This is a genomic window from Oceanobacillus sp. M60 (assembly GCF_053839645.1).
Genome location: NZ_JBSSNH010000001.1, coordinates 125,827 through 150,321, shown reverse-complemented (window position 1 = coordinate 150,321; position 24,495 = coordinate 125,827). Strand labels below are relative to the sequence as shown.

Below are 24,495 nucleotides of genomic sequence, written 5' to 3'. Positions count from 1 at the left end.
AGGGGTATAACTATAGTGCTTAAAAATACAAAACAAAAAATGTTTGGGGCTGGGAATTCTCAGCCCCTGCATTCTAATCATCAAAAAATATGGACAAAGCCTTTTATATTAGCAATCCTCATTGTTATTATTTTAGGCGTTATTTCCATGTCTGTCGGAGTTTATGACATACGGGGACGCGAAGATGGAATGGATATGTTTTTCATTACCCGTATCCCAAGGACAGCTGCACTCATGCTTACTGGGGCTGCAATGGCAATGTCTGGACTCGTCATGCAGCTTATTACACAGAATCGTTTAGTTGAACCTACCACAACAGGAACGATTGAATGGGCAGGCTTGGGGTTGGTTTTCGTTTATTTATTAATTCCCGCACCATCTTTAGTTGAAAGAATGACTGGAGCAATCATTTTTTCCTTTATAGGAACGATGGTTTTCTTTTTGTTTTTGAGAAGAGTTAAACTTCGTTCGTCTTTAATTGTTCCGATTATTGGGATTATGCTTGGCGCAGTTATTTCAGCAGTTTCCACGTTTGTCGGGCTCGTTTTTCAAATGTCACAAAGTGTTGAAACCTGGTTTGTAGGTTCTTTTGCATCGATTCAGGTTGGAAGATATGAATATTTATGGCTGATTGTTGTAGTTACTTTTCTTATTTTTATCTATGCTAATAGACTGACACTAGCTGGATTAGGGGAGGATGTTACAAAAAGCCTTGGAGTAAGTTATAATACAATTGTTCTTGTTGGTACGGCTCTTATTGCTGTTGCAGTTGGAATTGTTGCCGCTGTTATTGGAAACTTACCATTTTTAGGTTTGATTGTACCAAATATTGTTTCCATGTTTAGAGGCGATGATTTAAGAAGTAACCTGCCATGGGTATGTGTGTCCGGAATGGCGGCTCTAACCGCCGCTGATATTATATCCCGCACCGTTATCATGCCATTTGAAGTACCTGTATCCTTGATACTTGGAACGGTGGGCGCAGTTGTATTTATTGTTATTTTATTAAGAAGAAGGAGGCTGGGATAACGAATTGGAATATACTAATGAAAAAAATGTCAAAATGAATTCTAGCCTTCTTAAAAATGATAAACCATCTAAAGCTTTTCGTTCTAAAAAGGAGGAAAGACGTTATTGGATACTGTTGATAACGCTTATTGGATTAGGCATTCTTTCTTCGTATGGACTTTTAGTTTATAATAACCCGGTTCCAGTAGACTCCCCTTCCTTTATCCCAGTTGCTAAAAGAAGAATGGTAGCTATTGTTTCCATGATTATTGCTGCAGTTTGTCAGAGTCTGGCGACCGTTGCATTCCAATCGATTACGAATAATCGGGTGATCACTCCTTCGCTTTTAGGATTTGAAGCACTTTACTCCACAATACATACGAGTACCATGTTTTTCTTTGGTACCACGGCATTTATAGGTTATATGGGTACTGGATCGTTTTTATTTCAAGTAGCTATTATGGTCGCGATGTGTTTGATACTGTATGGGTGGTTACTTTCCGGAAAGTATGGAAATTTACAACTTATGCTTTTGGTCGGTATCATTATTGGAACAGGACTAAGGTCTTTATCAACGTTTATGAGAAAACTGCTTGCGCCTTCCGAGTTTGATATTTTACAGGCAAAGCTGTTTGGATCTGTTAATAATGCGGATGCAGCATATTTTCCGATTGCGATTCCGATTGTCATCATCGTAGCAGTTCTTCTTCTTGCGTATTCTAAGCGATTGAATGTATTATCGCTCGGAAAAGAGATTTCTAGTTCATTAGGATTGAATCATAAATTTAGTATCATTTATGTTCTTGTACTAGTTTCTATTTTAATGTCCATCTCAACGGCTTTAGTTGGACCGCTTACTTTCTTTGGTTTTTTGGTTGCAACGTTGAGTTATCAGTTAGCACAGACGTATGACCACAGATATATTTTTCCTATGGCTCTTGCTATTGGTTTCTTGGTATTAACTGGTGCATATTTTATTATGAACCATGTATTTAATGCGCAGGGCGTCGTTTCCATTATTATTGAAATTGCTGGCGGGCTAACATTTTTAATTATTATCTTAAAGAGAAAGACGTTATGATAAATAAATTTAAGTTTATTCATATTTTATATCCTCAAACTTGTTAAAAGCAGTATGTGATTGCATTCAACAGGTTTGAGGATTTTTTGTGCGGTCTGTCTATGGGGACATTCTATAAATAGAACTTTTTGGTAAAAAATGCTCTCTTTTCTTATTTTAATTTTTAGAAAATGTAGATAGTACAAATAAAGGTAGTATAATAAATAATATAGTAAACGCTTACCATAGGAGGTGATTATAATCATAAACCGGTTAAACCAAGTAAATCTACTCACCAAGATTCTTGTACTTATTATTGGACTAATCTTATTTGTAACCATATTACTAACGGCTTTTTACAGCTATATGGAAGTAGAAATGACGGAGGAGGAAATTGGTGAACAAGCTTTACAAACAGCGCAAATGGTAGCAAATATACCTTCCATTCGTGAAGGTTTTTCACAAGCATCACCTGAGGAAACGATACAGCCGATCGCTGAAGAAATGAGGAAATTAACAGGGGCTGAATTTATTGTTATCGGAAATACGGAAGGGATTCGTTATTCTCATCCGGATCAGGATAAGCTGGGCAAAAACATGGTAGGAGGCGATAATGATGCGGCGCTTATAGATGGTGAATCCTATGTTTCGCGCGCAGAAGGAAGTCTGGGACCATCTTTAAGGGGAAAGACACCTGTCTGGAATTATGAAGGTGACATTGTTGGTGTTGTTTCTGTCGGATATATGATAAAAGATATTAATGCAACGATTTTATCAAATATTAAAAAATTAATTCTGCCTTCTGTCATTGTACTATTTGTGGGAACAATCGGCGGACTGCTGCTGACTCGAAATATTCGCGGTCAATTAATGGGATTTGAACCTCATAAAATAACTTCTTTGTATCGTGAGAGGAATGCTATTCTTTCAGCGATTCACGAGGGAATGATTGCAGTTAATGAAGATGGAGTCATTCAATTAATGAACCAATCTGCTGAGAAATTGCTCAGCGGCAAGCAAAAGGCATTTTTTAATCAGCCAATTTCAAAAGTTCTGCCCGAGCTTCCATTATCCTCACTGATTAAAAACGGACAAGTATGCCGTAATAAGCAAGTGGAAGTAAATGATCGGCATATCATATTTAATATGGTTCCCATTTATAATCAGAACCAAGTAAGGGGGGCTGTATTAAGTTTTCGTGATAAAACAGAATTGAAAGAAATCATTGATACCTTAGGAGAAGTAAGAAGTTATTCCGAAGAACTCAGAGCACAGACGCATGAATATACGAACCGGCTTTATGTACTTTCAGGGATGCTCCAGCTTGGAAATTTTGAAGAAGCAATTGAATTGATTCAAAAAGAGACACAGACGGTAGAAACGCAAAATAAAATCGTATACGACCAAATCAGCGATAAAACGATACAGGCTATTTTATTAGGAAAGATAGGGAAAGCCTCCGAGTTAAAAATTAATTTCCTGATTGATGATTATAGTTCCCTGTCCAAAATGGCAGATTATATTGAACCGACAAATTTGATTACTATTTTAGGCAATGTGATTGATAACGCTCTGGATGCTGTGAGAGAGACAGAAAACGGAACGGTCCAGTTTTTCTCAACGGATATCGGTCATGACTATATTTTTGAAGTAGCTGATAATGGAGTTGGAATTGGTAAAAAAGATATCCATCGTATTTTTCACCGCAGATTCTCCACAAAGGATAAAACAACGCGCGGGTATGGATTAGCTATGGTTAAGGAAACAATTGAAAATCTAAACGGCAGAATTGAAGTCAAAAGTAATCTGGCTGAGGGAACCATTTTCACCATATTTATTCCCAAGCAACAGGCGAAAAAGACGGGGTGATGAATGTATGATACAAACGCTGATAGTAGAAGATGATTATCGTATCGCTGAGATTCACAGTGAATTCATCGAACATCTCGACAATGTAAAATTGGTTGGCAAAGCATTAAATGGAAAAGAAGCAATTGGATTTGCAGAAAAATATCCAATTGATCTGGTAATTCTGGATCTCTATATTCCAGATATTTCAGGCTTGGAGATTTTAGAGGAATTACGAAAAATCCAAGGAGAAATTGATGCCATTATTATTTCAGCTGCATCCGAAAAAAATATGATTCAGCGGACAGTTCGTAAGGGTGTTTTTGATTATATGATTAAGCCGATTAAACAGGAGAGGCTCATTGAGTCCATTAAACGCTACCAGTTATTTAATGAGCGTTTTAGTAATGAGGAGACGGTTAATCAGCATTTTTTAGATAATCATTTTGGGTTAAAAGGAAGTATAGAAATAGAAGCGCAGCGGACACCAAAAGGAATTGATCCTTTAACCTTAAATAAAATTAAAAAAAAGATTGATCAAACTAAAGAAGGAGTAGCAGCAGAGAAAATGGGAGAGCACATAGGTGTTTCCCGCACAACAGCCCGGCGTTATCTGGAATATCTTACTTCTTTGGGAGAAATAAAGGCAGACTTGGCATATGGGGCTGTTGGCAGACCGGAGCGCAGATATTATCGGTTATAAAACAAAACTTCACTTAAGCTGAAGTTTTACGGCAGTTTATATGAAAAAAATTGCAGGGCAGCTTCCTCTGCAATTTTTTTCTTTTTAAAACAAATGGATAGCGTGAACGAAATGAACAAAATAAACAGAAAGAAATCATTGTGATTAATTTTGAAAACGTTTACATAAATGTGATGCATCCTCTATAGTGTTTTTAAGACAGAAAATAAATTCATAAAAGGGGAGAAAGAAGAATGAAAAAGTTGTTACTTATTGCCTTATTCTTTTTTATTATCGTACTAGCTGCTTGTGGAAACAGTGATGATGCAGATGCTGGCGAATCAGGTGATTCAGGAGAAGGCGGAAGCTGGGAGCCGGAAGAAAGCATAGAAATTGTGGCACCGGCCGGAGCAGGGGGCGGCTGGGATACGACTGCGAGAATGGTTGCTAAAGTATTGGGTGAAGAAGGAATGATTGAAGAGAATATCGGTGTTGTGAATAAAACTGGCGGCGGCGGAGCTGTAGGATGGTCCTATATCGCTAATTATGAAGGAGATCCGCATAAGTTATTTGTTGCCTCCCCGCCGATTATATTGATTCCATTGAATGGGCAATCGGAATACGGTCATGAAGACTTTATACCGCTATCGAATCTAATTGCTGATTATGGCGCATTTGCAGTTCGGGAAGATGCGGAATGGGATGATTTAAATGATCTGTTCGAGGATATGAAAGAGGATCCGGAAAGTGTAACCGTTGTTGGTGAATCAGCTCCGGGAAGTATGGATCATATCCAATTTGTACAGATTGCAAAAGCTGCAGGGGTAGATATAACAAAAATCAGATATGTTTCTGCGCAAGATGGAGAATCACTTACGCAATTGCTGAATGGCAGTGTCGATGTATATTCTACAGGGATGGCTGAGACGGTAGAGCAAGTAAAGGCAGACAATATTAAAGTACTGGGTATTACTGCTCCTGAAAGATTAGAAGGAGAGGTTATCGAGGATTTCCCAACGGCAATAGAACAAGGAATTGATGAAACGTTTGTTAACTGGAGAGGCTTCTTTGGACCTCCAGGAATGGATGAAGCTTCGATTGCTTATTATGAGGATAAATTTAAGGAGTTGAGTGATTCAGAAGCATTCGCAGAGATTCGCGACCAGTTTGGCTGGGATGAAGAATACATGGGGCATGAGGAATACAAGGCATTCTTGGATGAACAAAAAGAACAGGTGCAAGTATTGTTAGATGATTTAGGTTTAAATAACGAATAAGATGCGCAAAGCCAATGATTCGGTATCCATCTGTTTCATTGGCTTTGCCGCCAATTAATTGGATTTGAGGTGATTGCATTGTTAAAGTCAATAAACAGCCGGGTAAGTCTGGTGTTGCTCGTTATTGCTATTGTCTATTTGATTTTCTCGTATCAGCTGCCGTCCTACGCTTATACGGAGGTAGATGCGGATGTTATTCCAAAAGCCTTGGGGTGGCTGTTAGTCTTTTTAGCAATATTATTATTTTTTTCAAAGGATAATGAGACAGAAGCGCAGCGACAAAAAAGAAATATACCTAAAAAAGAAATCGGGATGCTTCTCGGCGTTGGCGCACTCATATTTATATATATTTTCCTTTTAGAAATACTCGGGTTTATTTTGGTATCAGCACTTTTTATTTTTTTCTGTTCGCTGTTTTTAGGGTATAGAAGCCATATCGTTAATGGTATTGTCTCTATTGCATTTTCGTCTTTTATTTATTTTGTTTTTACTTCGCTATTACAGATATCTTTACCATCAGGAATCTTACCTTTATAAAGAGGGAGGGGAAATTTTATGGGAGCTATGGAAGGAATGTTAACAGGGTTACAAACAGCATTTAGTTTGCAAAGTATTTTTTTCGTTATGATAGGGGTATTTATTGGAACGTTTATCGGGATGCTGCCTGGTTTAGGTCCAATTAGTGCAATAGCTGTGATGATACCAATTACATTTGGAATGGACCCGACGGTTGCATTGATTATGATGGCAGGTGTTTATTACGGGGCCATTTTTGGAGGGTCTACATCATCTATTTTATTAAATGCTCCAGGTGTATCCGGAACGGTAGCTACTTCCTTTGACGGATATCCAATGGCGCAGCGCGGAGAAGCAGGGAAAGCTTTAGCGATAGCGGCGATAGCATCGTTTGTCGGCGGAACGGTGAGTGTTGTGCTGCTTATGCTGCTGGCTCCGATGCTTGCAAGCGTGGCTATTTCCTTCTCTCCGGCAGCTTATTTCGCTTTGATGCTGTTGGGATTGACTGCGATTTCGAGCTTATCTGAAGGCTCGACAATAAAAGCATTAATTTCTGCTGTAGCTGGTTTTATGGTCGTCACGGTAGGAATAGATGCTCAATCTGGAACGCAGCGGTTTACATTTGGAAATACAAATTTATTAGACGGTCTTGACTTCTTAGTAATTGCGCTTGGGTTATTTGCTTTGGCAGAAGTGTGTACGTTGATATTAAATAGAAAAGATAAATCGATTCAAAATGCACATAAAATCGGCAGTTTGAAATTAAGCAAACAGGATTGGAAGGATATGACCGGACCCATGTCCAGGCATTCTATTATCGGGTTTATCCTGGGAGTGCTTCCTGGTGCAGGAGCAACGATTGCATCATTTATTTCCTATATTACGGAAAAAAGAATCTCTAAAAATCCAGAAGAATTTGGAAAGGGTTCTGTCAAAGGATTAGCCGCTCCGGAAACATCCAATAATGCTGCAACCAGCGGCGCATTTGTACCGCTGTTAAGCTTGGGGATTCCTGGATCTGGAACAACAGCTGTATTATTAGGCGCTTTCTTAGTACTGGGCGTACAGCCTGGACCACTATTGATGACCGATCAGCCTGATATATTTTGGGGGGTCATCGTCAGTATGTATATTGGCAATATCTTTTTGCTTATACTGAATTTACCGTTAATTCCTTACATAGCAAAGATATTAATGGTGCCCCGACCGCTGCTGATTTCATTGGTTGTTATGTTTAGTATGATTGGCGTTTATGCAATCAGCTTCAATACGTTCGATTTATACATGCTGCTGCTATTTGGCGTCATCGGATTTTTAATGCGGTTATTTTCATTTCCTGCGCCGCCATTTATATTGGCATTTATCCTGGGAGGAATGCTGGAGCAATCCTTCCGTCAATCGATGACGATATCGAATGGAAGTTTGTCTATTTTCTTTCAAGACCCGATTGCTCTCAGTATTTTAGCAGTAGCGGCATTATCTTTATTCATTCCATTGATTTCAAAAGTTAGAAAAGGAAAGAAAAATAATTAAAAACCGGTTCTGCTTCATATTATATTTCCGGGTCAACCTAAGCAAGAGCAGCGTAAAATCCTGCTCTTGCTTATTTTAAAGAATAAAAAAAGTCAGACAGACTCATACTGTTATAGAACTGTAACAAAAATTAATGCTTGAAAACTTGAAACAGGGAAAGCATGTATGATTGAATGGAACATGACAAATCAAAAAAGCGAGGGATGTTTCAATGAAGAAACTGTCACTAACAATATTGATGATAATCACCATGCTTCTAGCAGCATGCGGAAATGATGATAACGAAGGCGAGCAAGAAGGCGCTGAACAAGGACAAGAGCAGCAAGAACAGGGAGAAGAGCAAGCCGCACCGCAAGAGCCGGATCCGGTAGAATTCTCTGATGATGAATTTTTAGATAAAGAGGAACCAGTTGTTGTTGTAAATGGAGAAGAAGTGAATGGAGCAGCGTATAACGCAGCTTATTCTCTAGTAAAATCAATGTCTGCTCAATACGGTCAGGATGTTTCAGATTTAGAAGCAGTACAGGATCAAACGATTGATTATCTTGTAGAACAAGAGCTTATTATGCAAGAAGCAGAAGATGCCGGTATCGAGGTAAGTGATGAAGAAGTGCAAGAAGAAGTAGATGCGGCGAAAGAAAGCGGCGGAGAAGAAGGCTTTCAACAATCACTGGAGCAGTTAAATTTAACAGAAGAACAATTTGCACAGCAGCTCAGATTTGATTTAGCAACACAGCAATATATGGAAGAAGAAGTAGATACAGAAGTAACAGATGAAGAAGTGCAGGAAATGTATGATCAGTTATCTGCACAAATGGGTGACCAGGAAATGCAAGACCTGGATGAAATTAGAGATGATGTGGAACAAATGGTTATCCAGAACAAACAGCAGGAAGCTTATACCAATAAAGTAGATGAATTAAAAGAATCTGCTGAGATAGAGGAACAAATTTAAAACTTTCTAAAGATGAAGCAATTTATTTTTAGAAAGCAGCAGAGAGAATTTTTTCTGGGAAGGATCGTCAGGGTCGGCGAATGATTGCCTGATACCAGACAGGATGAACCTTTACAGAAGAAAAAAATCTCATGAATAAAAAAGGAAGTGATTCTCCAAAGGGAGAGCACTTCCTTTTTTTCTTATAAAAAGCTGCTGATAGCATCTACTAAACTGTACGTACCGAGAAAGAAAACAACCGCAGTAACCAGACCGCCAATGATATTTAACCATAATGGATTTACGTATTTCCCCATTGCATTTTTCCTGTTCACAACTACCATGATGAAAACTGCAATAAGCGGCAGGATGATTCCATTTAATGCTTGTGCGACAAGCAATACTTCTAGAGGTTCAAAACCAATTGCAGAAGTGATAATTCCTAAAATAATGACGACACTAAAGACCGTTTTATATTTCTTATTAGCAAATCCGCCTTCCCATCTCATAAAGCTGCTTACAGTCACCGCAGCGCCCATAGGAGAAGCAATAGCAGATGAAAAACCGGCTGCAAAGAGACCGATACTAACAAATATTGGAGCTAAATCTCCCATCAGGGGCTCTAATGGGGAAGCAAGCTGTACCACGCTTGTCACCTCTGTACCTTGGATTAATGCACCAGCTGTAATTAATATTGCTGCGGTAATAATACCGCCCACTGTAATGGAAAGGATGGTATCTGTTCTTACTGCTTTTAAATCCTTTACATTGTTCCATTTCTCACTCACTGTAGAAGCATGAATAAAGAAGTTATAGGGAACAACGGTAGTACCAATTAAAGCAATAATCATCAGAATAGATCCGTCTGGAATCGATGGAATAAATGCTCCGTCAAGAACGTGGAGAACGTCAGGTCCGGCGACAAACATCGTGGTAATAAAGGTGATACTCATAATAACGATTAAAAAAATCATGACTTTTTCAATAAATTTATAACCGCCAAGTAAATTGAGCATTAAAATAATAATTCCGATAATTGGCGCAACATAATTTTCAGAGATGCCGGTTAAGTAAGAAACACCTAGAGAGGTTCCTAATAAATCTCCGCTTATGTATGCGGCACAGCCTACACAAACCGCAATAAGGACAATCCATACGGATGCGAATTTTAGAATTTGATTCTGGAATAATTCGCGAATGTTTTCTCCTAAGCCCTGTTTTGTTACAATTCCAATTCTGGCTACCATTTCCTGCAGGAAAATCGTCGCTATAATGGAGAAAATAACTGCCCATAATAAAGCAAAACCAAATCCTGCCCCTGCTCTTGTCGCAGTCGTTACTGTACCGGGGCCGATAAAAGATGCTGTAATGATAGCACCCGGTCCAATGATTTTGAGCTTCTCAACTAATTTTGATTGCGCCAAGTAAAACGCCTCCTTTGTATGATAAGCAGGAAGGGGAAGCTCCCTTTTCCTGCTTACTTGGCTTGCCCGCCATGAACATGACCGGCCAATACATACAGCACGGCTGTCGATACAAAATGTGCTGAATTTTGATTGAAATCCTGCTGCGGATAGACCTCTACAAAATCCATCCCGCAAAGGCCGCGTTTAGCAAATTCATAAATCATTGTCAGAAGCTCATAGGAAGTCAATCCATTTCCGTCCACTGGTCCGCCCGGATTGAAAGCAAAATCAAGCACATCACTGCAAATCGTCAAATAAACAACATCAACGTCCTTGGAAGCCATCTTATAGATTTCATTTGCATATTTCTTTAAATCACTTTGCTCGCGGATGTCATTGATGGTTATCGTTACAGCGCCGGCTTCATTTGCATGCTTGCCTGTTTCCGGTTTATTACGCGGGCCTTTGATTCCTGTATGAATCAAGCTTTCGTTACGTACACCTTCCGTTTCATATAAGCGCATAAAAGGGGTGCTTCTGGCGAACTTATCTCCTTCATGATGCGGCATATTATCATAATGGGAATCAAGGTGAATAATACCTACTTTTTTGCCTGTGTTGGTCAGGCCTTTTACAATCGGATAAGTAATACCGTGGTCTCCGCCAAGTCCGACTAGAAACTTCCCGCTTTTCCACAGATTTTCTGCAAAGTCCTCAATTCGATTCATGGTTTCCGGTACATCATGAGGAACGATGCTGACATCGCCGACATCGCCTAAACTTAGATGGTCTTCTACATTGATATGGTCTAATTCCGGCAGATATGTACTGTATCTGGCAGAGGATAAACGAATTTGCTTTGGACCAAGCTCACAGCCCGTATAATCTCCCCATGTACAGGCGCCTTCCCAAGGTACGCCATAGATTAGTACATCGGTATCAGGATTCTTTTGGTTTGTCAGATTTCTCGCTCCTAACAGCGGCGGTGTATTGCCATAAATATTTGTGCTCATTATCATTCTCCTTTTTTGAATAGAATTCGTTTTATCTGTTAATTCTTAAACAATCATAGAAAATAGATTGTTTATCAAGCCACCGGAATAAGGACAGATTTAAAAATATTCCTTATTTTATATATACACTTCTGAAAAATATATAAACCTTAATTTTCGCTATATAAAAAGCCATTAGAGGATTTCCTCTAACGGCTTTCCATGAACCTATTCTGCTTGGTTAAAATAAATACCTTATTTTTCAATAATGTAATCTATAGCGTGTAATAGCTTCGTCATCTGTTCCTTTGTCCCAATGGAAATCCGTAAATAGTTTTCCAGCTTTGGTTTATTAAAATAGCGGATTAGGAAGCCGGCCTGCTTCAGCTCCATAAACAGTTTCTCAGCCTCTATCCCTGCCGGTGAAGCAAGCACAAAATTGGCTTGAGAAGGAAGGACATGGAAGTCTCTTTTCTCTAATTCCTGCCGAAAGTACTCTCTCGTTTTAATAATTTCGTTTCTCGTTTTTTCAAAATAAGCAGTATCCCGGAATGCTTCCATAGCGCCGGCAATGGCTAACCGGTCAATCGTATAGGAATTAAACGAATCTTTTACCCGCGTTAATCCGTCAATCAGATCTTTATGACCCATCGCCATACCTACACGGAGGCCGGCAAGCGAACGGGATTTAGACAGGGTTTGTATAACAAGTAAATTCGGATAGCTGTCTATCAGGGAAGCAGCTGATGCTTTAGCAAAGTCAACGTATGCTTCATCCACAATCACAATCTGATCAGGATTATTTTTTAAGATTTCTTCTATCGCTTCCAGCTCCATGTATAAGCTGGTCGGTGCGTTCGGATTGGGAAAAATAACGCCGCCTTCTGCGTTAAAGAGTGATGGGGGAGAGATGGTGAAATCATCCTCCAACGCCACTTCCTCTACATCCAGCTGATAAAGCTTTGCATATACAGGGTAGAAGCTGTAGGTGATATCTGGGTATTTAATGGCCTTCCCAGGTTCAAAAAAAGTCATAAAACTAAGCGCAAGCACTTCATCGGAACCATTGCCGATAAAAACCTGTTCTTTTTTTAATCCATAGCAGCCTCCAATTTCCTCTCTGAGATTATCGACAGCAGGGGAAGGGTAAAGCTGCAATTTCGTCCTTGCCTCCTCCTCAATCGCTGCAATAACGTTTGGAGAGGGGGGAAAAGGGTTTTCATTCGTATTTAATTTAATAATGGATGAATCATCTAATTGTTCCCCGGGAATATAAGGTTCCAGCTGTTCGATTAAAGGATTCCAAAATCTACTCACGGTGCTGTCCCTCTTTTTCAATATGGCGTTCGTTCAATATTTTTTTAATATCTTTGGAACTTACGCCTTGCTCCTCCATTAAAACAAGGGAGTGATACAATAAATCAGCTAGCTCATTGGTTAATTCCTCTTTATCATTATTTTTTGCGCCGATAACGACCTCCGTCGACTCTTCACCGATTTTTTTAAGAATCTTATCTAATCCTTTATTAAACAGGTACGTTGTATAAGCGCCTTCCTGCGGGTTTTCTTTACGGTCTTTGATTTTGTCGGTCAGCTCATTAACGATAGAGAATAACGGTTTTTCTGTTTCAGATAAGGTTGTTTCAAAGCAGGTCGTTGTGCCTTTATGGCAGGCAGGGCCAAGCGGCTGTACCTGGACAACTAAAGCGTCCTGATCACAATCCACTGAAATGTTTTTGACTATCTGCTTATTTCCGGAAGTTTCCCCTTTATTCCAGAGCTCCTTACGGCTGCGGGAATAGAACCAGGTTTCCCCGGTTTCTAATGTTTTTACTAAAGCAACCTCGTTCATATAAGCTAAAGTCAATACTTTTCCCGTTGCGTAATCCTGAACAATAGCCGGAACGAGTCCATTTTCATCGTATTTGATTGAAATCTCCATTATGCTTTCCTCCTCATTGGTATTCCTTGTGAGGATAAATATTCTTTTAATTCCGGAATAGGAATCTCCTCGTAATGAAAGACAGATGCAGCAAGTGCAGCATCGATACCTTCTGCAAAAACTTCTGAGAAATGCTCTATTTTACCTGCGCCGCCGCTGGCAATCACAGGGATATTGACGGCATCTGCAATTTTCTTGGTTAATTCGATTTGATAGCCATTTTTTTCACCGTCTGCATCCATGGCATTGACAACCAGCTCGCCTGCCCCGAGTACTTCTCCGCGTTTCGCCCATTCCACTGCATCTATCCCGGTATCTTTTCTTCCGCCGTTAATAAATACATGGAACGCACCATCTGCTGTTCTTTTTGCATCAATCGAGAGCACGATACATTGACTGCCAAACTTATCAGAGGACTCCTTAATTAATTCTGGACGCTGCACAGCTGCACTGTTTACCGAAACTTTATCCGCGCCGGCATGAAGCACACTGTGAATATCCTGGGTGGTACGGATACCGCCGCCGACCATAAAAGGGATAGCAATTTCGCGTGCAACTTGTTCAACGACATCCAGAAAAATGTTTCGCTCTTCGTTGGAGGCAGTAATATCGTAAAAAACAAGTTCATCTGCTCCTTCACGGTTATAGCGGGCAGCCAATTCCACCGGATTAGCAACGTCCTTGATGTCCTGAAATTTCTTACCTTTAACGACCCGGCCTTTATCTACATCCAGACAGGGGATAATGCGTTTAGCGAGCATGATTGTCCTCCTCTACAACGTCTTCCAGTTGAATAGTACCATCATATAGCGCTTTTCCAATAATTGCCCCGTAAAGGTCAAGTGCCTGAAGGCTGGCAACATCCTCTTTTCGGGAAACCCCGCCGGAAGCAATGATATTCATATTGGTTGCTTCCTGCATCGCTTTCAGCTCCTCCAGATTCGGTCCGCGCAGCATGCCATCCTTTAAAATATCCGTATATACAATCGTTGTTAAGCCGGCTGCTTCTAATTCCTTCGCAAGGTCAGCAGCTTTTTTATCGCTATTTTTTGTCCAGCCATCTGTTGCAATATAACCATTCCGAGCATCGAGAGAAACTGCGATTTTATCTCCATATAATTGAATTGCTTTAGTGAGCATGTCCCAATCAGTGATTGCAGAGGTGCCGAGGATAACCCGGGCAGCACCGCCTTCCACGTACTCTCTAATCGTGTCCAGGGAGCGGATACCGCCGCCGACTTCAACAGGAATGGATAATGCCTGAATGGTTTTAAGGATAATTTCTTTATTTTGGGGGTCTCCTGTTTTAGCTCCGTCTAAATCGACCATGTGGAGGAAGGTGCCGCCTGCTTCCTGCCATCTTTTGGCTGTGTCCACCGGGGAGTCATTATAGGTTGTCTGCTGATTATAATCGCCCTGCTTTAAGCGGACACAGTTGCCATCTTTCACATCAATTGCTGGAAAAATGATCATGAAATCATCTCCTCATAATTTTTCAATAATGCAATACCGATATCCCCGCTTTTTTCCGGGTGAAATTGCATTCCTGTTATATTTTTATCCTGCACGATTGCTGGTACGCGTCCGCCATAATCGGCACTGGCGACCAATGTTTTTTCTTCCAGTTCATCAATTGCATAGGAATGGACGAAATAAACATATGGATTTTCTCCGAGCTGATGTAATAAGCGCTGAGGCTGATTGGATTGCAGGATATTCCAGCCCATATGCGGCACTTTGACCCTGTCTGAAATACGTTTTACCGAACCGGATAGAAGACCAAGTCCTGTACATCCACCATTTTCTTCGCTGAATTCATAGAAAAGCTGCATCCCAAGACAGATGCCTAAAATTGGCTTGCCGCTTGCCGCTTCTTTTTTCAAAATCGTATCTAATTTGTAGCGCTGTAATGCTTCCATCGCATCCTTGAAGGCGCCGACGCCTGGAAGAATAATGGAATCCGCCTGATGGATTTCTTCCGGATCCATGGTCAATTTAGAGTTTTTCCCTAATTTATCTAATGCAAATTGCAGGCTTTTAATATTTCCTGCACCGTAGTCAATAATGGCAATCATATCCCAGCCTCCTTTTAATCTTATAGGCTTCCTTTCGTAGAAGGAACACCCTTTATGGTCGGGTCAATGGATACCGCTTCACGAATTGCTCTGCCCAATCCTTTGAAGATGGATTCAATCATATGATGTGTATTGGTTCCGTATAAAACTTCCACATGAAGGGTCACCTTGGCATGGCTGGTGAAGCCAATCAGAAACTCTTCCACTAATTCGGTATCGAAATTCCCGACTTTGTCCTTTAACCCGTCTACACGATAAACTAAAAAGGAGCGGCCGCTGATATCGATGGAAATGGAGGAAAGAGATTCATCCATTGGTGTTGTTGCTGTTGCATAGCGTTTAATGCTTTCCTTTGTTCCTAATGCTTCATTAAATGCCTGACCAAGCACAATGCCGATGTCTTCTACCGTATGATGCTGGTCTACCTCTAAATCTCCGTCACATGCGACCTGCAAATCTAATCCGCCGTGTTTGGTAAAGAGAGTCAGCATATGATCTAAAAAGCCGACCCCTGTTTTTAATTCTGATTTTCCTTCTCCATCTACGTTAAGAGCAAGGGATATATTCGTTTCTTTGGTTTGCCGTTCTTTTTCAGCTTGACGCATCGTTGTTCTCCTTTCGAATTCGAATTGCATTGGCATGCCCGGTCAGGCCTTCCGCTTCAGCAATTGTGATAATGGTATCAGCATAATCCAGCAGCCGTTCCTTTGAATAATGAATGGTGCTCGATTTTTTCATGAAGTCATACACACCGAGCGGGGAGGAAAAGCGAGCGGTCCCATTTGTCGGCAGCGTATGGTTAGGGCCAGCAAAATAGTCACCTAAAGGTTCGCTGGAATACGGACCGATAAAAATAGCTCCAGCATGCTTAATTTTCTCCACTTGTTCTTCCGCATTATTTCCCATTAATTGCAGATGCTCCGGAGCAATCGTGTTAATTAATTCGATTGCTTGTGCTTCATCCTCGCAGATAATAATTTTTCCGTTTGTCTGAATCGATTCACGGATAATAGCTGCCCGCTCCAGTAAAGGAATTTGCCGCTCAACCTCTTTTTGTACTTTCTCTGCATAAGCAGCATCTGTTGTCACACAAATTGAGGCAGCATCCTCTGCATGTTCCGCCTGGGATAATAAATCAGCGGCAACGTAGGAAGGAGGGACGGTATTATCAGCAAAGGCACAAATCTCACTTGGACCTGCAATCATATCAATGGCAACATCGCCAAACACCCATTTTTTCGCACGGGCGACAAATGCATTCCCGGGTCCAACGATTTTGTCAGCTTTAGGGAGACTCTCTGTTCCATAGGCCAGAGCAGCAACAGCCTGAGCGCCGCCAATTTTGAATACCTGATCCGCACCGGCGATTTTTGCTGCTGTCAGTACAACAGGATCAATCGTTCCGTCGGGGCGGGGAGGGGTTGTAATCACAACCTGCTCGACACCGGCAACGACAGCTGGAATCACATCCATTAATACCGTGGAAGGATAGCTTGCTTTTCCTCCGGGAACGTAGACTCCGACACGCTCCAGTGGGGTTATTTTTTGACCAAGACGAATGCCGGGCTGCGGGCTGAACTGAAAACCTTCTTCTTTGGTTCGTCGCTGGTACTGGCGAATGTTTTCCGCAGCTTCTGTTAATGCTTGAAAGAGAGCTGGCTGTTCAGATTTTACTTTATCAAAGGCAATATTCCATTCCTCATCAGAAACGAGCAAGGAGGATAAATCAGCTTTATCAAATTTTTTAGTATATGCAAGTGCTGCTTCATCACCGTGCTCCTGTACAGCACGGATAATTTCCAAAACCTGCTCATCTAAATTTCGCTGCATCAGCTGTGTTGCTTTTTCAGTATTTACTGCATTTTGTTTATATGTTTCATAACGGAGAATTTGCATTTTTCTCACTCACAACCTGTTCCAATTTTTTTAGTACATCTTGAATTTCTTTTGAACGTGTTACGAAGCTTGCTTTATTCACAATAAATTTTGTACTGATGGTTTCGATATCTGCTAATACCTCTAATCCATTTTCATGCAGGGTGTTTCCTGTCTCGACAATATCAACGATGTAATCCGCAAGTCCAATTAATGGCGCCAGCTCAACGGATCCATTGAGATGTACGGTCTCAATTGTCTGATTACGTTTGTCAAAAAATTTCTTGGCAATATTCGGATATTTGGTGCCAATCGTTAACGACTGATTATCAGGAAGAGAGACTCCTTTTTTTCCGGCGACAGAGAATTTACATTTTCCAATCCCTAAATCAAGAATTTCATAAACATCTGCTTCTGTTTCAATAATATTATCTCTGCCGACAATCCCGATATCCGCAGCGCCTTTTTCAACATAAATCGGAACATCCATCCCTTTTAAAAAGATTAACCGTAATGTCTTATCTTTATTAAAAAAAACGAGCTTACGGGTTTTTTCATGAAACCCTTCAAAATGGATTCCTGCTGCTTCTAGTAAATCAATCGATTGCTTTGCAGGGCGGCCTTTGGCTAAAGCGATAGTTACTGGCTGCATCATTTAACGTCCTTTCTAAAATACCAATCTAGTAATTCCTGATTTGTCTTAAACACTGCTGCTTCTTTTTGTTTACTATATACTATCTCTTCGGATTTTACGAGTATCTCCGGTGAATCAGAGCGATTTTCCTTTTTATCGAACGCCTTTACAATGACTGTCTGATTTGCTTCCCGGAACAATTCGGCGAGTTGAAAAGCATGCTGGCGTTCAGAAGCTTCATAACGAAGCTGGATTATCTCAGCTTCTGTAAAGATGCCAGGGAGCAGGTCAACAAGCAAATCAACCTCAAAAGCAAAGCCGATTGCCGGCGTTTCCTGATGAAAGGAGCGGGTTAAATAATCATAGCGTCCTCCCATCATAATGGGCTGGCCAAGCCCCTCCGCAAAGCCCTGAAAGATAATGCCGGAATAATAATTCATATGGTTGATCAGGCCAAGGTTGATCGAAATATAGGAATCCACCTGATAATCCTGGAGAAGCTGGTACACTCTTGATACATAGTCCAGTTCTTCACGCATCTTGTCTGATGAGATAATATTCTCCGCTTCATCGATAACAAAGCTTGCATCTCCGTATAACATTGGAATTTTACGAAGCTTTTCAATTAAGGCAGCCTCCAGTCCCAAGTCTTTTAAAAAGGGAACAATCTCCGAGATGTTTTTCGACTGAATATATTGATCCAGTTCTTTCTGCTGCATGGCGTCCAGGTCAGCCTCGCGTAATAATTCTTTATAAAAAGCAGCATGACCAATTTCTATTTTAAAAGAAGGAATCTCTAATTCTTTTAAGCTGGTTACAGCTAATGCAATCAGCTCTGCATCAGCTTCCGGCGTACGTTCTCCAAATAGCTCTACACCTGCTTGTGTGCGGGAGCGTTCTTCTGTCGTGGAACGGAAAATATCCAGCACATAGGAGAGGCGTCCGGTTGCTACTTCCTCCTGCAAATTGGTATAATGTCTGGCAATCGGGATGGTTGCATCCGGCCGCAGTACGAGCACTTTTCCAGATGGGTCGATCAGCTTCAGCATATCGGCTGTATTGACGGTCCCTTGAACATCGTTATATAAATCATAATTTTCAAAAACGGGTGTCTCCACCTGCTGATATCCAAATTTAGAAAAGCGGCCGGTTAATGTATGGATAACATGACGTTTTTTTGAAAATTGTTTCGGGTAGAACATGGTATGAAGCAGTTGTTTATTTCTCATAAAATTCTCCTTCGCATTCAACACTTTATCAATTTAATGCTTTATCTAATTAAAGTTATTTAGTATTATAGTAATGTTCAGAAAAAAAGTCAATGAAAGGAGCATAACTTTTATGTACGATTTTCATATGCATTCAAGCTTTTCGGCAGATTGTGAGGCAGAGATGGAGGAGATGGTTCAGGAAGCAATAAACAAAGGGATGGAGGAAATTGCGTTCACCGAGCATTTAGATGTGGACTACCCGGATAAGGAGTGGGATTTTAGCTTTGATACAGAAGCTTATCAAAAAAAATTAGAAGGGCTGCGGGAGAAGTATCAGGACAGGATTAAAATCCGCAAGGGAATTGAGGTAGGTGTGCAGCCGCATGTGCTTAAGGAAACTTCCGATTTTATTGAACGGCTGGATCCGGAATTTATCATTTGTTCCATGCACTCCGCGAATAAACAGGATTTGCATTCCGGTGAATTTTTTGAAGATAGAACCGTAGATGAAGCATATCGTATTTATTTTGAAGAGTACTATGAATGCCTGAAAAATTTTAAAAACTATCATATTTTAGGCCATCTTGATTTAGTCAGCAGATATGCCTCTGGGGGCTGGGAACATGTGCCGCAGGATATTATGGAAGAAATATTAAAACTGGTTATTTCAGAAGGCAAGGGAATCGAATTAAACACATCCGGCTATAAATATGGCATGAATGCACCGCTGCCAAGTAAAAATTTATTGCGCTTATACCGTAAGCTTGGCGGAGAAATTATCACATTAGGTTCTGATGCGCACCGTCCGGAAGAGATTGCTGCTCATTTTGAAGAGGCTAAAGAGATATTAACAGATTGCGGTTTTTCTTATATATGCAGTATGAATGAAGACGAGGTCCAATATCACTCCATAAAATAAAAAGGCAATTCAGCGGGGGTGGCTGCAAGTAGAACTAATTGGTCGTTACTGACTGTTAGAACTTCCGCAATGAAACACCGTATTTCTTGGTTTAGGAGTCGGGATTCTTACAGTCAGTTACACTGCGTAAATTAATGACGCTTTTTCAACACTTCTATTGAACATGTAACCGTTTTAACAGAAATGTGTTACGATAATAGTAGGAATATAATACGAAATAGGGAGGAATAGGGATGAGTATGAATGTATTAGTAGCTTATGACGGCTCCGACCTTAGTAAAAAAGCAATAGAAGAAGCCAAAGAGCAGGTGAAACTTGCTGAAGATGCCGTTGTACATGTTGTTACCGTAATCTCCAATGGAGGGCCAACGGTGAATGCCGCTCTTGCCCGCACTTTTATGAATGATTTGGCAGAGGAAGCGCGCCCTGCCATCCAAGAAGTATATAATGATCTGGAAGCGGATGGGATAACATGTGAAACAGAGGTTTTGATAGATTATTCTTTCCGTAATCCGGGTTATAAAGTAATTGAATATGCCAAAGAGAAGGAAATAGATTTAATCGTTATAGGAAGCCGGGGGCTTGGCGGAGTAGGAAGGCTTCTTCTTGGCAGTGTCAGTACGCAAATCGTTCATCAGGCAGCGTGTAAAGTGCTTGTTGTGAAATAAAGGATAAATAAAAGTCTCAAGCTCCCAGGATATTTGTTCGTGGGAGCTTGAGACTTTTATTTATAAGGGTTGAATCAGGTTTCAGGCCATTTTTGCCCAAACGATTAGTGGCAGCAGCAATCATATCATTCGATCAGCGTAGTATGGCAGCATATTTTCATGTCTATGAAGAATAGTATCTTAAAAAAATCACTTGACCACTAAACGGCATCTATGTATAATTTTAATCGTAATCGTTACGAAACGTAATCATTACGTATTATGGAAGGAGTGTTTTTTATGAAGAAGTTTTGGCAATTAGGAATTATATTAGGCTTAATTAGTTTCCTGTTTATAGCTGGCTGTCAGTCCGGAAATGAAGAAGCAGATAATCAAGATGAAGGGACAGACAGCCAGGAAGAGACAGAAGGAAATCATGAAGAAGAAGAGCATAACCATGATCATGATGACGAAGCGGTTTCCTTCGAGGATGTGCCGGAAAATATCGAAATTGAAGGGTTATCCGACCATTACCATACAGGCGATGTTTTTAAATTAGAGGCAGTAACAGAAGAGGAAGATTTGGATCATTGGCACTGGTACATACGTGATTCTGCTGAAGAGGAATGGACGGTGGCAGAAGATCAATACGGGGATTCTTATATGGGTGATGCAGAAGTAGATGGACAGGAAGTTCTTGCGGTTCTTTACGATGATGATCATAATCCAGTTGCCAAGTCTCCGGTTACAGAAATTACGATTGACGACCATGAAGGCGAGGATCATGAGCATGAAGATGGTGAGGAAGGCGATCATGACCACGATCATGAGCATGAAGATGACGACCATCATCATTAATCATATTATGAATAGAGGGCAATAAAGACTTATAAGCAGAAATGGATTATCGGCCGGGATATTATTATGAACGGATTGCCCAATAATGATTGAAAGCAAATAGAATGCTGTTTAAAAAGCAGATTCTATTTGCTTTCTTTTTATAGATACCCATGGCGGAGGAATGAACAGAGGGCTTCCTGCAGGTACTTATTTTTCAATCATTATTTTCTTAAAATTTGTATTTTAATTCCTGATAAAAAATATGCCAATGAAGTAAAAAAATAAACACATAAAGTAGAAGAAATGGTGTTCCAGCAAAGGAAGGATGTTATAATAGCTATGTACTTCAGAGCATGAGATGTACTTAGATTTACAACAGAAATTGAGGGAAATAAATGAGAAAGAAGATTGCAGGTATTGTCCTGGGTCTCCTGGTTATCTGCGCCATTGCAACAGGTATTTATTTTTACCAGAACGATGAAACGCAAGCAGAGGAGTATACCGGTGCACCGACGATTTTTATACATGGTTATAAAGGAACGGAGAATTCATTTGGTCATATGCTTGACCGTTTTGAAAATACGTACCAATGGGGAAATAAAGGATTTATCTACTATGTGACAGAGAACGGAGATATTGTCGATTATAACTTAAATAACGGGAGATATGCGCCCATGTTTGTACAGATTGTTTTAGAGGATAATCGTGCAAGCTTTGAGGAAAGTACAGAATGGATTGCGGCAGTGCTTCTTCATCTAAAGGAAAATTATCGAGTGGAGGAAGTTAACCTGGTCGGACATTCTATGGGCGGTATTCTTGCTGTGAAATATACGATGGAATATGCAAGGAATGACTATCCATCTGTTAATAAACTTGTAGCCATCGGCAGTCCATTTGATGGTATTTATAATGAAAGATATTTTGAAATTCATCAAGATGCAGCTGCAGAAGATTTGAAACCCGATTCGCATGCGATAAATATGCTGCAGCAGAATATGTTTCCTGCGGATGTGGATGTTTACAGCATTGCCAGTACAGGTGATTCCGTTGCTGTTCCGGAAAGTGTGAAGGCACTGAGGAGTATGATACCCGAACAAAATTTCAAAGAGACGATTATTGATGACCCGCAGCTGACACACAGTGCCCTGCACGAAAGTATGCAAATTGATAAATTGATTCATAGCTTTTTGTGGCAAGATTAAAGTGAATCAACTACAATGGTATAGGATTGATTTATCAAATAATCTTACTTCAGTTATGCGGAAATGCTCAACTGGAGTAAGATGAATGCCTGTTTTTAACAAAGTAGGAAAAGAATGAGAATATAAAGGTCAAATAGAGAAAAGCTTTTGACAAATTAAAGGAATGATAGCATGAATAAATACCATCATCTTTATGATCAATTAATTCAACATACGAAAAAAGAGAATGTATTGATGAATGAGCCGATTAGAGAACATACGTATACGAAATTAGGCGGGAAAGCGGATTTTTACATTACTCCGTCCACTTACGAGGAAGTACAGGCGATTATTCGCTTTGCTAATCAGGAAAATGTCCCATTTACAATGCTTGGAAATGGTTCTAATCTGATTGTGAAGGATGGCGGCATCCGCGGAATCGTTATGAACCTGCAGCAGCTGTCGGCTATTTGGAGAGAAGGAGGTAAAGTTATCTCTCAGAGCGGAGCAAGAATTATTGATGCTTCCCGTTTTGCTTTAAATGAAGAGCTTGCCGGTTTAGAGTTTGCCTGCGGTATTCCAGGTTCCGTCGGCGGAGCGCTATATATGAATGCAGGTGCATATGGCGGAGAAATTAAAGATGCGCTGGAAAGTACGGTAGTTGCGACAAAGGACGGCGAACTGCTGACATTAACAGCAGAGCAATTAGATCTCAGCTATCGCACAAGTAACATCCCGGACAACGGTTATATTGTGTTGGAAGCAACATTCGCGTTAAAGCCCGGGAACAAAGAAGAAATTAAAGAAATGATGGATGATCTTACATATAAAAGAGAATCCAAACAGCCGCTCGAGTACCCGTCTTGCGGCAGTGTGTTCAAACGCCCACCCGGTTTTTTTGCCGGCAAGCTGATCCAAGACTGTAATCTTCAAGGGAAGCAAATTGGCGGAGCAGAAGTCTCCACAAAGCATGCCGGTTTTATTGTAAATAAACAAAATGCAACGGCTTCCGAATATATTTCCTTAATTCAATTTGTTCAAGCGACGGTAAAAGAGAAATTTGATGTGCAGTTAGAGCGGGAAGTGCGGATTATTGGCGAGGATGTGGAAGGATAGCCTCATGGCACAGGTTCTGGCTGTGATAGAGGATGGCTGGGATAAAAAGAAAATTTGACATGCCTTTTATCTATTCTTATAATATGAAGTGTTATTTTAAACTTCAGGCAGAGGTTCTTAGCTTAAACCCTCTATAAAAAACTAAGGACAACTTGCGATTATCAAGCCGTGTTCCTTGGGAGCACGGCTTTTTCTATGTGAGGAAGTTTTGAACTGCAAGGTAATAGAAAATAACTGATTTCTGTTATCGTAATATATCTAAAGGAGGTGATGAGTATGGCAGGAAGAAGTGAGAAGGATCTTCAAGGAATTGAATTGCTGGGAAATAAAGAAACGAAATATGCGTTTGATTATACACCTGAGATTTTAGAAACATTTGATAATCAGCATCCAAATCGTGATTATTTTGTGAAATTAAACTGTCCGGAATTTACAACGCTTTGTCCGATAACGAATCAGCCGGATTTTGGGACGATTTATATCAGCTATATTCCAGATATCAAAATGGTAGAGAGTAAGTCTTTAAAATTATATTTATTCAGTTTCCGGAATCATGGTGACTTCCATGAGGACTGTGTCAATATTATTATGAACGATTTAATTGAGCTGATGGATCCGCGTTATATTGAAGTAAGAGGAAAGTTTACGCCCCGCGGAGGTATTTCCATCGACCCGTATTGCAATTATGGAAAAGCGGGGACAAAATTTGAAAAGATGGCAGAAAACCGGTTAATGCAGCATGATATGTATCCGGAAAAGATTGATAATCGATAGAGGGAAACTAAGATCCTTGCACCTT

The 24,495-nt window shown here is 40.3% G+C and carries 25 protein-coding genes and 1 riboswitch; of the genes, 14 read left to right on the top strand and 11 right to left on the bottom strand.

What is annotated here, in order from left to right; genetic code table 11:
* The first annotated feature begins 39 nt into the window (after window positions 1–39).
* From ACW0TQ_RS00800 to ACW0TQ_RS00765, 8 genes are all read left to right on the top strand, one after another.
* Window positions 40–1,029, top strand: coding sequence for an ABC transporter permease (locus ACW0TQ_RS00800; RefSeq protein WP_042536011.1), 990 nt, complete (start codon window positions 40–42; stop codon window positions 1,027–1,029).
* A 34-nt stretch (window positions 1,030–1,063) separates the two neighbouring features.
* Window positions 1,064–2,089 carry an iron chelate uptake ABC transporter family permease subunit gene (locus ACW0TQ_RS00795; protein WP_042536012.1) on the top strand — a complete coding sequence of 342 codons (1,026 nt, stop codon included), beginning with the start codon at window positions 1,064–1,066 and terminating at the stop codon, window positions 2,087–2,089.
* Window positions 2,090–2,446: 357 nt separating this feature from the next.
* Window positions 2,447–3,937: an ATP-binding protein gene (locus ACW0TQ_RS00790; RefSeq protein ID WP_455725257.1), complete on the top strand. Its 1,491-nt coding sequence runs from the start codon at window positions 2,447–2,449 to the stop codon at window positions 3,935–3,937.
* Window positions 3,938–3,944: 7 nt separating this feature from the next.
* Window positions 3,945–4,619 carry a response regulator gene (locus ACW0TQ_RS00785; RefSeq protein ID WP_042532250.1) on the top strand — a complete coding sequence of 225 codons (675 nt, stop codon included), beginning with the start codon at window positions 3,945–3,947 and terminating at the stop codon, window positions 4,617–4,619.
* A gap of 233 nt (window positions 4,620–4,852) precedes the next feature.
* Window positions 4,853–5,875: a tripartite tricarboxylate transporter substrate-binding protein gene (locus ACW0TQ_RS00780; RefSeq protein ID WP_368901127.1), complete on the top strand. Its 1,023-nt coding sequence runs from the start codon at window positions 4,853–4,855 to the stop codon at window positions 5,873–5,875.
* Window positions 5,876–5,953: 78 nt separating this feature from the next.
* The gene (locus ACW0TQ_RS00775; protein WP_368901126.1) at window positions 5,954–6,412 is read left to right on the top strand and encodes a tripartite tricarboxylate transporter TctB family protein; all 459 of its coding nucleotides are present in this window, start codon (window positions 5,954–5,956) and stop codon (window positions 6,410–6,412) included.
* An 18-nt stretch (window positions 6,413–6,430) separates the two neighbouring features.
* Entirely contained in the window at window positions 6,431–7,924 is a 1,494-nt protein-coding gene (locus ACW0TQ_RS00770; RefSeq protein ID WP_042532257.1) for a tripartite tricarboxylate transporter permease, read from the top strand.
* 211 nt (window positions 7,925–8,135) lie between these two features.
* On the top strand, window positions 8,136–8,879 hold the full coding sequence (locus ACW0TQ_RS00765; RefSeq protein ID WP_042532259.1) for a SurA N-terminal domain-containing protein: 744 nt from the start codon (window positions 8,136–8,138) through the stop codon (window positions 8,877–8,879).
* A 182-nt stretch (window positions 8,880–9,061) separates the two neighbouring features.
* Here ACW0TQ_RS00765 and ACW0TQ_RS00760 read toward each other — a convergent pair whose 3' ends face one another.
* The 11 genes from ACW0TQ_RS00760 to hisZ form a co-directional block, all read right to left on the bottom strand.
* The gene (locus tag ACW0TQ_RS00760; RefSeq protein ID WP_042532261.1) at window positions 9,062–10,282 is read right to left on the bottom strand and encodes an Nramp family divalent metal transporter; all 1,221 of its coding nucleotides are present in this window, start codon (window positions 10,280–10,282) and stop codon (window positions 9,062–9,064) included.
* A gap of 53 nt (window positions 10,283–10,335) precedes the next feature.
* Window positions 10,336–11,277 (bottom strand): agmatinase family protein, encoded by a 942-nt coding sequence (locus ACW0TQ_RS00755; RefSeq protein WP_042532262.1) that lies wholly within the window; start codon window positions 11,275–11,277, stop codon window positions 10,336–10,338.
* A 234-nt stretch (window positions 11,278–11,511) separates the two neighbouring features.
* The gene (hisC, locus tag ACW0TQ_RS00750; RefSeq protein WP_042532264.1) at window positions 11,512–12,573 is read right to left on the bottom strand and encodes a histidinol-phosphate transaminase; all 1,062 of its coding nucleotides are present in this window, start codon (window positions 12,571–12,573) and stop codon (window positions 11,512–11,514) included.
* Window positions 12,566–13,198, bottom strand: coding sequence for a bifunctional phosphoribosyl-AMP cyclohydrolase/phosphoribosyl-ATP diphosphatase HisIE (gene hisIE, locus ACW0TQ_RS00745; RefSeq protein ID WP_042532266.1), 633 nt, complete (start codon window positions 13,196–13,198; stop codon window positions 12,566–12,568). The genes hisC and hisIE overlap by 8 nt, the downstream gene beginning before the upstream one ends.
* Complete coding sequence (gene hisF / locus ACW0TQ_RS00740) at window positions 13,198–13,959, bottom strand: imidazole glycerol phosphate synthase subunit HisF (protein WP_042532267.1); 762 nt, start codon at window positions 13,957–13,959, stop codon at window positions 13,198–13,200. Before hisF ends, hisIE begins: the two co-directional genes overlap by 1 nt.
* Entirely contained in the window at window positions 13,949–14,671 is a 723-nt protein-coding gene (gene hisA, locus ACW0TQ_RS00735; RefSeq protein ID WP_042532269.1) for a 1-(5-phosphoribosyl)-5-[(5-phosphoribosylamino)methylideneamino]imidazole-4-carboxamide isomerase, read from the bottom strand. The genes hisF and hisA overlap by 11 nt, the downstream gene beginning before the upstream one ends.
* On the bottom strand, window positions 14,668–15,273 hold the full coding sequence (hisH, locus tag ACW0TQ_RS00730; RefSeq protein WP_042532271.1) for an imidazole glycerol phosphate synthase subunit HisH: 606 nt from the start codon (window positions 15,271–15,273) through the stop codon (window positions 14,668–14,670). The genes hisA and hisH overlap by 4 nt, the downstream gene beginning before the upstream one ends.
* 20 nt (window positions 15,274–15,293) lie before the next feature.
* Window positions 15,294–15,878 (bottom strand): imidazoleglycerol-phosphate dehydratase HisB, encoded by a 585-nt coding sequence (gene hisB, locus ACW0TQ_RS00725; RefSeq protein ID WP_042532273.1) that lies wholly within the window; start codon window positions 15,876–15,878, stop codon window positions 15,294–15,296.
* The gene (gene hisD / locus ACW0TQ_RS00720; RefSeq protein ID WP_289584799.1) at window positions 15,865–17,169 is read right to left on the bottom strand and encodes a histidinol dehydrogenase; all 1,305 of its coding nucleotides are present in this window, start codon (window positions 17,167–17,169) and stop codon (window positions 15,865–15,867) included. The genes hisB and hisD overlap by 14 nt, the downstream gene beginning before the upstream one ends.
* Complete coding sequence (gene hisG / locus ACW0TQ_RS00715; RefSeq protein ID WP_226895022.1) at window positions 17,150–17,803, bottom strand: ATP phosphoribosyltransferase; 654 nt, start codon at window positions 17,801–17,803, stop codon at window positions 17,150–17,152. The genes hisD and hisG overlap by 20 nt, the downstream gene beginning before the upstream one ends.
* The gene (gene hisZ / locus ACW0TQ_RS00710) at window positions 17,800–19,011 is read right to left on the bottom strand and encodes an ATP phosphoribosyltransferase regulatory subunit (RefSeq protein ID WP_052484983.1); all 1,212 of its coding nucleotides are present in this window, start codon (window positions 19,009–19,011) and stop codon (window positions 17,800–17,802) included. The genes hisG and hisZ overlap by 4 nt, the downstream gene beginning before the upstream one ends.
* A 112-nt stretch (window positions 19,012–19,123) precedes the next feature.
* Here hisZ and ACW0TQ_RS00705 point away from each other — a divergent pair, with 112 nt between their 5' ends.
* The 6 genes from ACW0TQ_RS00705 (at window position 19,124) to queF (ending at window position 24,470) form a co-directional block, all read left to right on the top strand.
* The gene (locus ACW0TQ_RS00705) at window positions 19,124–19,912 is read left to right on the top strand and encodes a histidinol-phosphatase HisJ family protein (RefSeq protein ID WP_193064433.1); all 789 of its coding nucleotides are present in this window, start codon (window positions 19,124–19,126) and stop codon (window positions 19,910–19,912) included.
* A 233-nt stretch (window positions 19,913–20,145) separates the two neighbouring features.
* Window positions 20,146–20,580: a universal stress protein gene (locus ACW0TQ_RS00700; RefSeq protein ID WP_193064432.1), complete on the top strand. Its 435-nt coding sequence runs from the start codon at window positions 20,146–20,148 to the stop codon at window positions 20,578–20,580.
* 279 nt (window positions 20,581–20,859) lie between these two features.
* On the top strand, window positions 20,860–21,417 hold the full coding sequence (locus ACW0TQ_RS00695; RefSeq protein ID WP_212929102.1) for a hypothetical protein: 558 nt from the start codon (window positions 20,860–20,862) through the stop codon (window positions 21,415–21,417).
* A gap of 377 nt (window positions 21,418–21,794) precedes the next feature.
* A complete protein-coding gene (locus tag ACW0TQ_RS00690) occupies window positions 21,795–22,601 on the top strand; it encodes an alpha/beta fold hydrolase (RefSeq protein WP_042532283.1) in 807 nt (268 codons plus the stop codon).
* 171 nt (window positions 22,602–22,772) lie between these two features.
* Window positions 22,773–23,696 (top strand): UDP-N-acetylmuramate dehydrogenase, encoded by a 924-nt coding sequence (gene murB, locus ACW0TQ_RS00685; RefSeq protein ID WP_042532285.1) that lies wholly within the window; start codon window positions 22,773–22,775, stop codon window positions 23,694–23,696.
* Window positions 23,697–23,800: 104 nt separating this feature from the next.
* Window positions 23,801–23,847: riboswitch (PreQ1 riboswitch) on the top strand.
* Window positions 23,848–23,972: 125 nt separating this feature from the next.
* Window positions 23,973–24,470 (top strand): preQ(1) synthase, encoded by a 498-nt coding sequence (queF, locus tag ACW0TQ_RS00680; protein WP_193064429.1) that lies wholly within the window; start codon window positions 23,973–23,975, stop codon window positions 24,468–24,470.
* The last annotated feature ends 25 nt before the right edge of the window (window positions 24,471–24,495 follow it).